Here is a 16,943-nt window from a genome sequence, read left to right on the forward strand (position 1 = left end):
GTGGCGACCGGATAGTCTAGAGGAATACATATGTGGTTGGGAAATCGGAGTTTCCGAGGTGGAACGGCCGGGCTGTGGCTATTTTTAGTCATGTGCTCGGCTGTTTTTGCTGGTACGACCGGCAAGATCGCTGGCAGGATAACCGAAGCTGAAACCGGCGATCCAATTATTGGAGCCGCAGTCATGGTGGAAGGCACCACGCTTGGCGCTGCCGCTGATATTAATGGAGAATATTTCATTCTGAATGTTCCGCCGGGCAGCGTGAATCTGCGTGTCAGCGCGATCGGTTTTGCACCAAAGACGCTGCAAGGACTTCGAGTCATTACCGATCAGACAGCGACGGCCGACTTCGTGCTCGGCGTGGAAGCAATTGCCACGGGCGAAGTCGTCATCACTGCTGAACGCAAACTGATTGAGAATGACCGGACGTTTGCCACGTCCACGGTTGGCAGTTCAGACATTCAAGCGCTCCCTGTGACGAATCTTGGCCAGGTTATCGAGATACAGGCCGGAGTTGTTGACGGGCACTTCCGCGGCGGCCGCACAAACGAGGTCATGTATTTGGTCGACGGAATCTCAGTCACCGACGCGTATGACAATAGTCAGGGCACGCAGGTTGACGACAATTCCGTGCAAGAACTGCAGGTCATCAGCGGAACGTTCAACGCGGAATACGGTCAGGCCATGTCAGGAATCGTGAATATCGTCACTAAAGAGGGTGCGCTGGACTATCACGGCACGGTCTCGACAGAGTTCGGTGACTATGTATCGGAGCACAAGACGACGTGGATGAACATAGACCACGTTTCTCCGCTCGATATTCAAGATTACAGCGCAACTCTGTACGGCCCCGTGCCATTTGCGGACAAGCTCTCTTTTTATGGGAGCTTTCGCTATTTAGACGATGACGGCTGGCAGTACGGACAACGCCGTTGGACTGTGTTCATGCCGAACAACAGAGACTCTTCTCTTATCAACCGCGACGGCGACAACAGTTATGCTGCGATGAACAATAATCTGGAGCGGTGGGGCAACTTGAAACTGACATATCCGCTTACGGATCAGATCAAGCTCAATTACTCCACCTTCTACAGCGGCAGGGCTTATCGCGATTACTCACACGATTGGAAGTATGTTCCGGACGGCACGCTGAGACGTTACCGTGACGGCAGAACCAATGTCCTGAAGATGAATCACGCGCTGAACAGCGCGATGTTCTACGAACTTGCGGCAACCAACACGTTCAGTGAGTACCATCACTTTGTGTTTGAAGAGGCCACTGATCCACGGTACCTGCATCCTGAGTATCAGGAGATAAATCCGCCCTATACGCTGAATGTTGCCGGAACAGATTTGAACAGATTCCGCCGCTGGACGAACACGAACCAGCTCACGGGAAATCTATCCTATCAAGCCAGCAAACTGCACTTGCTGAAGGTCGGGTTTGATGCAAAAGTGCATGAGCTTTTCTATGAGGATATCAATCTTGTGCCGGTTGAGCAAGGCAACAGCTTCCGCTTTTCTGTTGAGCCTATTTCGTTTCCGTCACACGACTTGTACAGGAATAACCCCTACGAGCTCGCCTTGTTTGCACAAGACAAGTTTGAGCTGCCTTCCCTGATAGTTAATTTCGGTTTACGGCTCGATTATTTCGAGCCGGACGGACGCGTTCCCTCCGATCCGAAGGATCCGAACGTCTATAACCCATTGCTTCCCGAACGAGCAGCACAAACTCTCGAAGAAAGACTTGGTTACTGGTACGACGATGTAGATGCCAAGTTCCGGTTGTCGCCACGGCTGGGCATCGCTTATCCGATGTCGGACCAGGGTGTGTTCCACTTTGCTTACGGACACTTTGTGCAGCGTCCGACTTTTGAGCGGATGTATGCCAACCCGGAATACGAACTGGAATCGGGCGTCGGATTGAACACCGTGATGGGGAATCCTGATTTGGATATGGAGGAAACCGTTACCTACGAATTCGGTTTCCAGCAACAAATTCATGAAGACGTGGCCCTCTCGACGTCACTCTATTTCCGCGACATCCGCAGTCTGGTCGCGACGGACAGGATTGTCGAGACATACTCTTCGGGAACAAAGTACGCGCAATACGTCAATCGCAGCTTTGGAGAGGTCAAGGGTATCACACTCTCATTAGACAAACGCATGGCCAACAATTTCAGCGCGTTCGTAGATTACACTTATCAAATTGCTGAAGGCAATGCGAGCGACCCGCAGTCGGCATACAATGACTTGAAGGGCAACAATCCGCGCGAACCTGAGCAGCAGCTTGTACCGCTTGATTGGGACAGACGTCATACGTTCAACGCGAGTTTGACCTATGCCGTACCGGGCAACCGCGGTTACGGAGCAACGCTGCTCGGCAAGTACGGCAGCGGACTTCCGTATTCGCCAACCGACGACGGCATCCGGACAGGATTTGAGAACGATGGGCGCAGGCCGGACTACTACAACGTTGATTTAAACGCCTTCAAGGCATTCCCTGTCGGCGGCAAGAAAATTCTGCTGATGGCAACGATTCAGAACCTGTTTGACATAAGGAATGAAGATCGCGTTTACAGCGACACCGGCCGCGCCGGTTATTCGATTGTCGAAAATGATGCGGTTGAAGTCCCGGAGATCAATACTCTTAACGAGGTCTATCCTGATCCCTCGCACTACTCACGTCCGCGGTTGGTCAAAATCGGCTTGACATACGAATTCTAATGAAATCATACATCAAAATATTCATTTGCGCAGTTATGCTGGCCGGCATGACTGCACATGTGTTCGCCCAAGCCGACTCGATGCTGAATTATCGAGGCAATCCGCTTTATCGTGCCAAGAATATCATGAGTGGCAACCTTGTCCGCACGACGTTCTATAATTATGGACTGGTCGGAAATATCGGCGAAATCTCGGGCGAATGGCCAATTGGCACCGGTAATGAGTACGTTGGCGACGTTTCGCCATTGGTCGGGGTCGAGTTTATTCACCCGTCAGGTGATACTATCCGCGCTGTTTGCACATCAGACGGTCCGCGTGGTAATCCGGACGGCCCTCCGGGCGGCGGAGCGTTCTGGGGTTTTGAACCGCTGAAGGGATTTGCGGCACCGCCCGCTATCGGAGAAGATCCGCTCGTTGCAATGAGTAATCAACCTGTCACGTGGCCCCCAGCGTGGCCGGACAAGAGTATTACCGATTCCCTTTCCGGGGACAGAGCATGGGTGCGCGACCAAACGGATCCCGGCTGGCCACGTGCGTGGAACGGGTATTTCGGCAAGAATGTATCCAATGCCGATCAAGAATGCTATTTTCAGATGGACGACAATGCCGACCTTGAGTGGTTCGAGCGCACGGACAGCTTGGGAAATGTGTATCGCTATTATCCGCATGAGGCGGATACGGCACGGCGCGGACTTGGATTGCGAGTGTCGGTGCGAGGCCTGCAGTGGTCTCACTTCCTGGCACAAGATGTTATTTTCTGGCTCTATGAGATAACAAACGTCAGCACGCATACCTATGATAAAGTAGCATTCGGTATGGTCGTCGGCACTTTGTCCGGGGGTCGTCAGGACTCCGAGGATGACCTGGCCTATTTTGACCTCGAGAACGATATCACCTATAGCTTTGACAGCGATGATCAAGGCTCGCCCGGTTGGGTTCCAGTGTCAGAAACCAATAATGTCGGTTACGTCGGATATGCGTTCTTGGAGTCACCCGGCAATCCGCTCGACGGTATCGACAATGACGGTGACAGTCAGGATCCGAACAGCCCGCGATTGACAGGGGATGTTCTCGGACTGTTTCTGCAGCCGCGCTCTTTCGGGCCGGGGCAGACAATCGTGCTTGTTGACTATGACACTTATGAACGCACGGTGACGACATTCCCGCTGAATGGACCGCTGCGCTACATGATTCGCGACCGCGAGGTTGTGCTTAACCCCGGCCAGCAGGTCGTTGAAAACGGGGGGAATGGTATTGATGACAACCTCAATGGCTTGATAGACGAGCGAATTGACCATCAGGACCTCGCGTATATTGACTATACAACAGGCCGAGGAACTAACGACCCTCTTCTTGACGAAGCGCGCGATGACGGAATTGACAACGACGGGGACTGGGATCCACTGACCGATGACGTGGGCGCCGATGGTGTTGCGTTGACCGGAGATGCAGGAGAAGGCGATGGTCAGCCGACCAACGGCGAGCCGCACTTTGACAGAACGGACGTGGATGAGTCTGATCAGATTGGCTTAACGTCCTTTGAGTATTTTTCTCCACCCGGCGCGGTGCGCATGCGCGACGACGCAGCGCTATGGGAACGCATGACCCCGGGACGGTTTGATGTTGTTTCAACCGAGCCGCAAGACGGGGATTTCATCTACGGCTCCGGGTACTTCCCTCTGAGACCGGGGCAGACCGAGCGATTTTCCATGGCGCTCGCGTACGGACAGGATTTGCTGGACATAACCGATAACAAGATTACGGTACAGCAGATCTATGATGAGAATTACAATTTCGCGAGACCACCGGAAAAGCCGACGATGTGGGCCGTACCCGGCGACGGTGAAGTTACGCTCTATTGGGATAATATCGCCGAGGATTCCTATGATCCGGTCACCGGGTTCGATTTTGAGGGTTACAAGATCTACCGCTCAACCGATCCGGGTTTCAACGAGGTGTTTACGATTACAGACGGACTTGGCCGCAAAGTCTTCCATCAACCGATCGCCCAATTTGACCTTGACAACGGAAACGCCGGGTTCTTTCCGGTAATTCGTAATTCGGTGATTTATTTCCTCGGAAATGACACTGGCCTGGAACACGCTTGGACGGATACGACGGTTGAGAACGGGCAGACTTATTATTATGCAGTCGTTGCCTACGATCGCGGAGATGTGGAAAAAGAGATACTGCCCGCAGAGAACAGCAAGACGATCGTCGTTGATGCGAGCGGCAATGTTACTCTTGACATCAACACCGCCGTCATCGTACCGAGGGCGCCGGCTCTGGGGTATGAAGACCCGCAGTTCAGCACGGTTAGTCATGTCTCGGGATCGGCAACGGGAACGATTGCTTTGGAAGTAGTTGACCCGCGTTTAATCGGCAACAACACTGAGTACCGGTTTTCGTTCGATCAGGAAAGCGACACGTCGGCGTTAACTTATACGGTAACGCGAACAAACCTTGACGGCGAAGAACCAATTATCGAAAATGAGCCGCTCGCGACTCAGGACAACTTGATTAATCAAGCTGAGCGATTTGCGAGTTACTATGATTCGTTGTTTAACCTGCCCCCGGGCACCTATGATCCGGCGCAGTACTTCCGTGTGGCAGGCACTGAGCTGTTTGACGGGCAGCGGGCTTATATGCTGGTTCCCCGACAGGTATCGTTGATTCAACAGGCGTCCGGCTGGGCGGACACGACCAAGGGGCTTTATGAGTTCAGGTTCGGATTGACAAACTACAGTCAATATTTTCTTGTTGGCGAGAGCATTCCGGGGGACTTCCTTGTGGAGTGGACGGAAGGCGTGTCCGACACGTCCGAGGATTTCAATTGGTTTGACCTGTTCGTGCTTCCAGCCACACCGGTTGACTTCAGAGTCAAGAACCTCAGCACAAACGAGTATTTGAAGTTTGCCTTTGACGAGCAGCCGGCAACGATGAATGGCGTTGTTGACAATGGAGAAGTTATTATCTTCATGCAAGATTCAGTTGTTACCTGGGCGCTGGAATTCCGTTCGCGTTCTGCTACAGGAGATACTGTTCGACCGACGGCGGGAGATGAGATCATCTTAAGACTTTATCAGCCCTACTCTGATGCTGATCTGTTCAGATATTCGACGTCCGCCGCCCGGGTAAATCGTGATGCCGTCAAACTCGACCGCATCAATGTCTATCCAAATCCTTATGTATCGGCAAACGTGCAAGAGCCGTCGAATCCCTTCAATGAAGGTCGAGGAGAGCGCAGGATAACCTTTAATCACCTGCCTGACCGCTGCACAATCCGGATCTACACTGTAAAAGGTGATCTTGTGGACATTATCGAGCACAACGCAGGTATTGATGACGGCACGGAGAATTGGGACATGCGCAATCGCGACGGCCTGAACGTGGCGTACGGCGTTTATCTATATCACGTTGACTCACCGTACGGTGAAAAGACGGGAAGGTTTGCGGTGATCAAGTGAAAGTGTTCAGATACATATCGATCGCGACTGCCTTGCTCGTATTCTCCCTGTCCGCTAATGCCGTCAGCAAAGTGGGTTCAACCGCGGCGCCTTTCTTGAACATTGCTGTAGGGGCCCGGGCTATTGGCATGGGCGGCGCCTTCACTGCAATGGCAGACGATGCCACGGCGCTTTATTGGAACCCGGCAGGAATTTCCGGCATTAAAAAGTTTGAGGCGGCGTTTATCCATACGGATTGGCTGACTGACTTGCGGTATGATGTTGTCGGAGCTGTCTTGCCGCTGCAGCACGATGACGCGATTGGCGCGCAAATTACGCTGTTGTCCATGCCGGATCAGGAAGTCACCACGACTCAGCAGGACGAACAGGACGGGGCCGGCTATTTCTTCAGCGCCGGCAGTATGTCGCTTCAGTTGACTTACGGGAAACAATTTACGGATAGATTTAAACTCGGACTGACAGGAAAGTATGTCAGAGAGTGGATTTGGCACGAATCTGCCGCGACTGCCGCAATCGACCTCGGGAGTGTTTATCGGACAGATCTGAACGGCATGCGTATCGGCATTTCCATCACGAATTTCGGCGGCAAAATGCAAATGACCGGCCGCGATTTGACGAGGCTTTACGATGTAGACGAAACGCGTGAAGGAAACAATACAAGTGTTGTCGCGAATCTCGGCACGGACAAATGGCCGCTTCCCCTTACCATGCGGTTCGGGTTGGCAATGGAGGCTTTTCAAGACGAGAAGCACCGTTTGTCGGTTGCGGCGGACGCGCTGCATCCAAATGACAATGATGAGTCAGTTAATTTCGGCTCCGAGTACGCGTTTCGTGAACAACTTTTCTTCCGCGCAGGATACAAATCATTGTTCCTTGACGAATCCGAGGAGGGCATTACCTTAGGATTCGGACTTCACTTCAAGACGCGCGGGGGTCCGTCGTTCGCGCTCGACGCAGCATACGAAGACTTCGGCAGGTTTGATGCCATCTACAAGTATTCGCTCGGAGTCTCTTATTAGCTATCTCGCACATTATAAATAGAACTTCACTCACAAATAGGTTTGGTCAAGGAGGACCCAATCATGTTTAAGATTAAAAGTTTGGCAGTGTTGCTGGCCATTTTCGCCATCGGTATTGCGCAATCATTAGCAACTCAAGTCACGTTCCAGGTGAACATGACGGTACAGCAGGATCTTGGAAACTTCAACCCGGCGGAAGATATTGTTGTCGTCCGTGGAACTATCAATGGCTGGGCGGGCAATACGCATGAAGTGGAGGACAACGGCTCTGGCGTCTATGTGGGCACCTTTGATATTGCAGAAGGCGCTATCGAGTACAAGTTTGTGATTGTCAAACCGGCTCAAGATGTTTGGGAGTCGGTGGACAACCGTACTGCAACTGTTTCCGGCGATACACAGATTCTTGAGGTCGTTTATTTCAACAACATCTCCTCATCGGCAAGCGCCGACGTTGAAGTGAACTTCCGGGTTAACATGACTGTGCAGGATTTGTCCGGCAACTTTGACCCGGCGAGTGACTGGGTCGTTGTACGCGGTAATCACGCCAATATCGGCAACTGGGGCGGTGCGACGCAGTTGATCGAAGAAACCGGTAATCCGGGTATCTATTCTCTTCGCGTGCAATTCGACGATCTGCCGCAAAATGCGCCCGTTGAGTACAAGTTCGTGATTCTTGAGGGTGGTGACCCCAATGCCGCTTCTTGGGAATCCAGCGCAAACCGCAGTTTTACCCCGACCGGCACCGAACCTGACTTGCTTCCGCCGCCGAGTGGAAATGGTTACGGTGAGATCAATCCGGAGCTTGTATATTTCGCGAATATCACACCAGACGACATTATCACCAACGATGTCAACGTGATATTCCAGGTTGAAGTTACTCCGCTTGATGGCCGTATTGCCGACGAAGGGTATGTCTATGACGTTCAAACAGGCGATACGATTTACACGATCGAAAGTATCCAGGCCGCAGGATTCTTCAACAATTGGCCGTGGGGTAATTTCGCTCAGAATTACTTCATGAACGACGCCGGTACTAACGGCGACCTCGTCGCAGGTGATGACATTTGGTCGGTCACGTTGCCATTTGCAGCCGGTGCACCCCGCGCGTTGATTTACAAGTATGGCGCAAACCAACTTGACGTGGAGGCCGGATTTGCCCGCAACCATGAACGGACGATTGACGACTCACAGGCTGACTTCCGCATGGATGTGGATTGCTGGGGCTCACCGGATACGCTTTATCAGGACTGGCCATGCCTTGTCTCCGATGCTGACTATGGCGCTCCCGTCATCGCCGAATTTGCCCTCGAGCAAAATTATCCGAATCCGTTCAATCCGTCCACTTCCATTAGCTTCACGCTGTCACGCAGTGACCTGACTTCTCTGAAGGTGTTTGATGTTCTCGGACGAACGGTTGCCTCGATGAACTTCGGCAGGATGGACGCCGGCCGTCACACCGTGTCATTCGACGGAAGTAATCTGTCAAGCGGTGTGTACTTCTACCAGCTTGAAAGCGGCGCAATCAATGCAACCCGCAAGATGCTTTTGCTGAAGTAACCAGCGTGTTATGCTGGACTGTTTGCGCGTCCGCGACATACGTCACCAGTATCGTTCGCGGTAACACTTAGAAAAGTTTGGACTTTCACAATGGACGGGGCGCAGACCACGAGTCTGCGCCCCGCCCTGCCCTTATGAGGTGTCTCACTATGATTCGTATAGCCGTTCTACTCTTGACTTTCGCAACTTCGCTCATGGCGCAAACGGCGTGGTGGGAACCTTCCGCTCCCCGACAGGGCGATCTTGTTACCTTCTACTATGACGCAGTCGCCGGTGCGCTGCCTGACAACGGCTCGCAAGTTTGGATGCACTGGGGAATTCTCGGCGATAACGGGAGCTGGAGCACTCCGCCCCAGGAGATTTGGCCAGCGGGCTCGCTGCTTCATTCCGACAATATCGCGCTGCAAAGCCCAATGGCAAATGCGGGCGACCAAGTTTGGTCTGTCACGGTCGACTTTGATATGACCACGGAGGCGATTGCCTTCGTGTTTACAGACAGGGGAAACAATTGGGATAACAATTCAGGCAACAATTGGGAGCTTGAACTTCTTGCGGGCGGTACAGTGGCTTGGTGGTCACCTGCAGAGCCGGAACCCGGAGACGAAATTACTATTTACTATGATGCCATTGCCGGTACATTGCCTAATGGTGCGACCAATGTCATATTGCATTGGGGAGTAAACGAGGCAGGACACGGCAACTGGAGATTGCCGCCGCAAGCGATGTGGCCGGCGGGCACCGTGCCCCAAGGTCAGGCCGCGCGCACGCCAATGGTGAATAACGGTAACGGAGTATTCAGCGTTACTATTGGCACACTGGACACAATCTATTCTGTACACTTTGTGACAACCGACGGCACAAACTGGGACAATAACGGGAATCAGAACTGGGATATATTGCTTGAAGAGCCACCCGTGCCACAGCTTTCTCATGTCATTTTCCGATTTGATCCGCGTTCGGCATTCTCACAATTCAGCGGTCAAATCAATTCCTTGAACCTTGCAGGCGCGTTCAATGGCTGGAGCACTACGGCTACTCCGTTGACGCGAATTGACGAGCATGGAAACCGATGGGGTGAAGTTGCCATGCCCGTTGGTGAAAATGAATATAAGTTCGTTATCAACGGGAATAATTGGCAGATTGATCCGGACAATCCGCGAAATGCTCCGGGCGGGTTTAACAATTCGCTCCTGACCGTCGCCCTTGACACGATGCCGCAAGTGTACGACGTACTTCCCGGAGATAATCGCGTCTTTGAATTTGGCAGTGCACAGACCATCACATGCAAAGTGCGCAGTGGTGATTTGGGTCCGGGAATCTCCGGTACTCCGGTTACTCGAATTAACGGCGTTCAAGTCACGCCGACGTGGAACCCCGCAACGGGCCAGCTTTCAGTCAATTTGCCGACTAACCAGCTTTTTGTTGAGCTATCAGTTCAAGCAACCGATAGCGCCGGACGGAGCGCCACTCGCTATTTAGCATATTACTTCAGTGAAGGCAATTTCTATGTCGCCGTTGATCCGCGAAATGACGAGATTTACTCCACGACAGAGTCGGTTGACCTGAAGGATTTCGTGCTGTACGCCTATTCGGACGGTGATTCGCTTGAAATACGACCGCGATTCTATGACGATTTGACTGCCAATTCAATGGCCATTGTGACCATTACAAACGAGCAGGGAGCCTATGGCTCGATCGGTGAGATGGACGCCGAGTATGAAGTCGCCGGCCTGTCATCGGGCGGGATTGTGCTGCCAATGCTTGCGGCTGCAAGTCCGAATTTTGATCCCGCTGTACACAATCGGCTGCATTACGGCGGAATCGGCGGACCGAGCGTTCCAGCCCGTTACGAGAACTCATCAACTTACATTCAATGCTATGTCTCAGTAGCAGACCTTGAGGCTGCACTCGGAAATTATCAGTCCGAGTGGCAGTTCACATGCGTCAGTGCAATCGCCGCACCGCTCCAAGGGCAGAGATACGTGCATGAAGTGACAGCGGTTGAGGGCGGAACCGACGGCCTGGAAGAGCCCGACTTCTTTGATTCCTTCTTCTACGATGCAAGTGACATCCAAGAGAAGAATGTGAAGAATTACGGACTGACTCGCCGGGTGACTTTGGATGCGCCCGGTCGAGGCCTTGCGGCCATCGCGCCGGACGACATCGGAGAAGGCGTGATGCATGAAGGTCCATTTTGTCGAATCATGACACGCGGCGCTCCAACAAGAGTAGCGAGCAAGACAATTAAGGGACGTGTCATCTCGCAAGTAGCGTTGTCCAATGTATGGCTGATGCAGAACGAGAATATGCATCCGGTGACGATGACCGGCGATAGTTTTGCGCTGCAAGTTACTCTGACTGAAGGCGACAATCTATTCTCCTTGTTCGCGCGAGACGTCAATGCCGACACAGGCCGCTCCGCGCAGATGAATTTCCCACTGCTTGTTGACCATGCGCCCAATTCCGTGATAGTCGTCAATATCGGGGATGCAAGTATACAGCTGAACGGCACAAGCTCCAACGACCCGCAGGGCGATCCGTTGACTTTTCAGTGGATCGTTGACCCTGATAATCCCTCGCCTGTCGATATCGGAAGTCCAAGCAATAGCATCGTCACATTCACTATTCCGCAAGTACACGGTGAGTATTACTTTGACTTAATTGTAACCGATGACGAAGGAAACTCCAACCGCTCACGGACATTTGTGCGGTTGAATGACGACGGCGAGAGCGCGTTTCAGAATGATCAATGCGCTGAATGGGTGGACAATGCCATTGTGTACGAGATCTTTCCCCGTTCGTATTCCGCTGAGGGTGACTTGGACGGGATTACGTCAGATATGGGACGAATCGCCGACCTCGGTGTAAGTGCAATCTGGATGATGCCGATTTTTGAAGGTCCGTCGGACCACGGGTACGAAATCACCGATTATTACACGGTCGAACAGGATTACGGCACCAACGAAGATTTGCGGGAACTCGTTGAGACGGCGCATGCGCACGGCATCAGGGTGATTCTCGACATGGTCATCAATCACACGGGTATCGGCCACCCGTTTATGCAGGATGCAATTCGTTACGGCCGAAACTCGTTCTATTGGGATTGGTATGATCGTAACAACGCGGGTGATTACACCTACTACTACGATTGGCTTTCTTTGCCCAATATCAATCTGGACAATCCCGAGACGGCGCGCTATTTCATTGATATGTGCAAGTGGTGGGTTGAGGAGTATGACATTGACGGCTATCGCTGCGATGTGGCATGGGGGCCGATGGATCGCTCGCCGCAATTCTGGGTGGACTGGCGAAGGGAACTGAAAAAGATCAAACCGGAGATATTCCTGCTCGGAGAAGCGAGTGCGAGTGACTTTAACATCCTCACAAATCGCTTTGACCTTGCGTACGATTGGGCATTGCATCACGAAGGGAGTGCTGGATTTACCAATATGTTCCCCTCCATTCCTAATCTTACGAATCTCACCCAGTTGATTACGAATTACGGGTTCCCGTGGCCGGACTACAAGAATCCGTTCCGTTTTATGGAGAATCATGATGAGTCGCGTTACGTTTCCATTAAGACTCCCGCACAGACGAAACTCGTTTCCGAATTGCTGCTCACTATTCCCGGTGTTCCGATGATTTATGCCGGTCAGGAAATCGGCGAGACTTCCCAGCGCGGAACTATCAACTGGGGCAGTGACCCGAATGGGTTGTTTGCACATTATTATCGCCTGATTAATGCACGCAAGCGCTTACCTGCGATGCGTATCGGCGATTTCGATTTACTTACGACCGACCAACCCGGCCCGTGCTATGCTTATGCACGAACTGGAGATGGGATGGATCCGGTAGTTTTCTTGGGCAATTTTAGCTCGACTTCACAACTCGTGACTGTGAATCTTGACGCAAACTTGCTCGGCATTCATCCAGACTCAACTTACGTTGTTTCTGAAATTACGACGGCCACCAGCTTCACGCGTTTGGGTTCTGAGTTAACCGGAATCTTCACCAGCTTGTCCGCTTACTCGGGCCGTGTATGGGTGATAGGCGATTCAGCAATCTACACGGACGCTCCGGACCTGCCAGCATTGCCGCGGAAATCTGAGCTTCTCGTTCCCTACCCGAATCCTTTTAATCCCGTAGTGACGGTGCCGTTTGAATTGGCAAAAGCCTCACGTGCCACATTAAGAGTATTCGACGTTTTGGGACGTGAAACGGCGCGCTTGATTGACGATCAACTATCCGCAGGCAAGCACGAGTTTGTATGGGATGGTTCAGGTGTCTCCAGCGGTGTTTATTTCGTGATGCTGCAGGCGGATGGCCTGACGCAGACGCGGAAATTGGTGTTGATGAAATAGTGTTGAAGCGACTCATCACTTCCCTCACGGTGGTTTTGATTGCTACCGCGAGTTTGGCGAACACTCCGATCACGGTGAAGGCTGGAGAGAATCGGTCGTTTCTGATTTCGAACGGAAACGGAACGTACCTCTACGGCTCAACGGGTGACGAGTGGGATGAAGGGTGGATGGGCTTGTGGGTGAATCGAGAACGGGTGGTGGGGCCAATACGCGTTGTTGACAAGAACGGCAACTTGCTGAGGCTTTCACATGCTGATTGTGTGATCCGTCCTCGATCTGTTGAGTGGCATTGGGGGGACTCACAGAAGCTATTTGTTCTTCATCTTGACCCGTTGTCAGATACACTTCGATATTGGGGCTTAGCAGGTATGGTATTCGAGCAATCTGACTACATCCGTCCGCCCGCGATTGATACAAGTGCAATGGCAGGATTCACTCCTGAACCACGCTTGTATCTCGATGGAGAGGTTCGACCGTTCATTCAGGGCATTACAATTACCGGCGATTGGGCGCTTGATGCCGATTTGAACTGGTCAGAGGCCCAGCTCCTTAACTTGCTTGCTGAGGATGCTTCCCTGCTCTACGCCGGAATCCCGTGGTTCAACGAAGGTTGGGGACGCGATACGTTCATTTCACTCCCCGGTTTGCTGGTCACCGGCCATCACGACATCGCACGCAAACTCTTGATGCGGTTTGCCGGATGGATTGACCGCGATCCCAACAGCCCGACTTACGGCAGAATTCCCAATCGCGTGCGGCCCGGGGAAGATATCGCCTACAACACCGCCGACGGCACGCCGTGGTGGATGCGCGAAGTCTATGAATATGGAATCTATTCCGGCGACTATTCCCTTTGGGATGAATTACTTTCCGACAGCGGCGCAATGCGCATCGCACTTGATGCCGCAGTCTTGAAGAGTGACTCGCTCGGTTTTCTGATGCACGGCGACGCCGACACGTGGATGGACGCAGTCGGTCCCGACGGTCCGCACACACCGCGCGGCAATCGCGCCATTGAAGTTCAGGCTTTGCATTACGCCGCCTTCGACAACGCCACGCGCATGACGCACAATGTCAATCCTAAGTGGCGCGAAACGGCGGAGAAGATTCGTCGTAATTTCTTAGCGAACTATCTCGCACCATCGAAGGATTATTTCTACGACCGCTTGATGGCTGACGGCACGCCCGATACCACGATGCGGCCCAATCAGATGTTCGCGTTCACGGTTCCTTACACGCCGCTCGTGCCGCCATCCTTTGAAACGACCGTCACCAAGAGTGTCGCGAGTGAGTTGTTTTATGAGCACGGCGTTCTAAGTTTAAGTCCGCGGGATACATGCTTTCATCCGTTTCACATGGATTGGCACTATCCCAAAGACAACGCCTATCATCAAGGTATCGTGTGGGTGTGGAACAGCGGCCCCGCAAAATCGCTCTTGATTCGTCAAGGCCGAGGGGATCTTGCGCTGAAAATGATGGAATACGAAGCATGGCACATGCGCGAGCGCGGCATGGTCGGATCGCTGCCTGAACTCTTCGATGCCGTCAAACGTCCCGAAAACGACTATATCAATTGGTCTGGCACCGCGTCGCAAGCGTGGAGCCTTGCAGAGTTCCTCCGCGCAACCTACCAGGACTTCCTCGGCATTCGCCCAGTACTCTATGGCCGGGTTGATCCGTTCTGGCTCTTTGCACCACGAATTCCCGACGAGTGGGGCAAAGTCGAGACGCGCGTGATTTGCAGCGGCACGCCAATCTGGGTTACGATGCAGCAATTTGGCGATTCTACTGTGATTGACTTAAAAGCGGAGACAGCGCCGAAAAGTCCCTTACCTGTAAAGTTTTTCGATGTCGCACGCGGTATCACTGGCGAAATCAACACGACTGATCCTTTGCACGTTGTCTATCGCCACAAAGATGGCTACATGCTGGTGGACGGCAAGCCGACTGCGGAGTACAAGCTCACCGGTTGGCCCTATGACAAAGGCCCGCAAGACCTAAAATTTGCTCCGCCCATCAAGAAGCTGGACTTCGCCTCGTTGAAGGATCCCGATTGGAAGATTTTAACCGGCAAAGACATTCATCGTGATATCGCATTATCACTTTTGATGGATAGAGTGACAGACCCCGTCGGCGATGAGGCCTACACCTATCCCACCGACGAGAATTTCAAAGATGGCATTCTCGACTTGACGCAGTTTGAGGTCCGTGACAACAAGGATAGCTACTACTTCGAACTTAAAACAGACAAACTACACCAACCCGGCTGGCATCCTGAATACGGATTTCAGTTGACCTACGCTGCTATCTGTCTGCACACGAAAGATTCACGACGCACCGACGTGCGCGCCAATTCCAATTTGGAACTCGACACACCGTTCGACCGCATCATCTATGTTGGTGGCGGCTTGCGCGTAGAAGATGGTTTCGGCAAGATTGTCGGCGAGTTCATTCCGCGCGATAACAAAGATCAATTCGGTGATGTCTCTACTTCGACTATTTCGTTTTGTCTGCCCAAATCGCTATTCCCCACTCACGACGACAGTTGGGAATGGACCGTCCTTTGTGGCGCGCAGGACGATCACGGAGGGGCTGGCATTGGCGAGTTTCGGTTGGTAAAGGCCATCGCGGAGCGCTGGAGCGGTGGCGGCAATACTAATAACGGTTCCAACATATATGACCGGCTGAGCACTCTCGGCCAATAATTTCCGTTTTCCTGCGAAGCATTATTCATGGCAAGCATTGAACTGCGAAATCTCTGCAAGCAGTTTGGCAAAACAATTGTTCTGCGCGACATCAGCTTCTCCGTTCGCGAAGATGAATTTGTCGTTCTCGTCGGACCGTCCGGCTGCGGCAAATCCACCATACTCCGCTCGATAGCGGGCCTTGAAACTCCCACCTCCGGTGAAATCTGGATTGGCGGCAAAAACATCACGAACATGCACCCGCGTGACCGTGATATTGCGATGGTGTTTCAAAGCTACGCGCTCTACCCGCACTTGAGCGTCTATGACAATATGGCGTTCGGCCTGAAGATGCGTAAGATCTCCGCCGAAGAGATTGACAAGCGCGTCAAAGAGGCTGCGTCCTTCTTTGAACTATCAGAACTCCTGCACCGAAAACCAAAGGAGCTTTCCGGCGGACAGCGGCAGCGAGTGGCGTTAGGCCGGGCGGTCGTGCGGAACCCGTCTGCGTTTCTCTTTGATGAGCCGCTGTCCAATCTCGACGCCAAATTACGCGCGCATACGCGCACGGAAATTTCTCGATTGCACAAGCGCCTGAAAACGGCGATGGTATATGTTACGCATGACCAAATCGAGGCCATGACGCTTGGAGAGCGAATTGTTGTTTTGAAAGACGGAGTCATTCAGCAGATTGACACACCGTTGAATGTGTATCGCAAGCCGTCCAACAAATTTGTCGCCGGATTCATTGGATCGCCTGCAATGAACTTCATCCCGGGCAGCCGCACAAACGGCGCTTTTCTTACGGACGTCTTAAACTTTCCGCTTCCGGGCATTTTGACTTCCGACTGTCCTGACAAGATTACACTTGGCCTGCGACCGGAGCAGATTGCAGTTGGCACACCAACGACGGGAAAGGTTGGATTCAACCTAATCGTTGATGTCGTGGAACCGATTGGAAATGAGCTGCTGATTTACGGACGTTTTGGGAAACAGGAACTTGTTGTTCGCTGTGATCCGCGCACTGACGTTGTTCCCGATTCAAGTCTGCCTGTGTTCTTTGACCCTGAGACAGTTCACTACTTTGATGCGCGGGACGAACGATCAATAGTTCGCGACTAATTTTTG

Annotated in this window: 7 protein-coding genes; all 7 read left to right on the top strand. The window is 52.6% G+C overall.

Translation table 11 applies throughout. The features are described 5' to 3' along the window. Positions 1-90: 90 nt before the first annotated feature. The 7 genes from HUU59_11435 (at position 91) to ugpC (ending at position 16,937) form a co-directional block, all read left to right on the top strand. Positions 91-2,727 (top strand): TonB-dependent receptor, encoded by a 2,637-nt coding sequence (locus HUU59_11435; GenBank protein ID NUO20051.1) that lies wholly within the window; start codon positions 91-93, stop codon positions 2,725-2,727. Next, entirely contained in the window at positions 2,727-6,194 is a 3,468-nt protein-coding gene (locus tag HUU59_11440) for a hypothetical protein (GenBank protein ID NUO20052.1), read from the top strand. Before HUU59_11435 ends, HUU59_11440 begins: the two co-directional genes overlap by 1 nt. Continuing rightward, positions 6,191-7,213: a PorV/PorQ family protein gene (locus HUU59_11445; protein ID NUO20053.1), complete on the top strand. Its 1,023-nt coding sequence runs from the start codon at positions 6,191-6,193 to the stop codon at positions 7,211-7,213. The genes HUU59_11440 and HUU59_11445 overlap by 4 nt, the downstream gene beginning before the upstream one ends. A 63-nt stretch (positions 7,214-7,276) precedes the next feature. After that, a complete protein-coding gene (locus HUU59_11450; protein ID NUO20054.1) occupies positions 7,277-8,770 on the top strand; it encodes a T9SS type A sorting domain-containing protein in 1,494 nt (497 codons plus the stop codon). 173 nt (positions 8,771-8,943) lie between these two features. Next, on the top strand, positions 8,944-13,131 hold the full coding sequence (locus HUU59_11455) for a T9SS type A sorting domain-containing protein (protein NUO20055.1): 4,188 nt from the start codon (positions 8,944-8,946) through the stop codon (positions 13,129-13,131). 2 nt (positions 13,132-13,133) lie between these two features. Beyond that, positions 13,134-15,836 (top strand): hypothetical protein, encoded by a 2,703-nt coding sequence (locus HUU59_11460; GenBank protein NUO20056.1) that lies wholly within the window; start codon positions 13,134-13,136, stop codon positions 15,834-15,836. Between the two features lie 27 nt (positions 15,837-15,863). Further along, positions 15,864-16,937, top strand: coding sequence for a sn-glycerol-3-phosphate ABC transporter ATP-binding protein UgpC (gene ugpC / locus HUU59_11465; GenBank protein NUO20057.1), 1,074 nt, complete (start codon positions 15,864-15,866; stop codon positions 16,935-16,937). Positions 16,938-16,943: the final 6 nt, after the last annotated feature.

The sequence above is a fragment of the bacterium genome, from assembly GCA_013360195.1.
In the GTDB taxonomy this organism is placed as follows: domain Bacteria; phylum Electryoneota; class RPQS01; order RPQS01; family RPQS01; genus JABWCQ01.

What these genes read in the sequence shown, in the direction of transcription:
- HUU59_11435 (NUO20051.1), top strand. Translation starts at nt 91, where the DNA reads ATGTGCTCGGCTGTTTTTGCTGGTACGACCGGCAAGATCGCTGGCAGG.
- HUU59_11440 (NUO20052.1), top strand. Translation starts at nt 2,727, where the DNA reads ATGAAATCATACATCAAAATATTCATTTGCGCAGTTATGCTGGCCGGC.
- HUU59_11450 (NUO20054.1), top strand. Translation starts at nt 7,277, where the DNA reads ATGTTTAAGATTAAAAGTTTGGCAGTGTTGCTGGCCATTTTCGCCATC.
- ugpC (NUO20057.1), top strand. Translation starts at nt 15,864, where the DNA reads ATGGCAAGCATTGAACTGCGAAATCTCTGCAAGCAGTTTGGCAAAACA.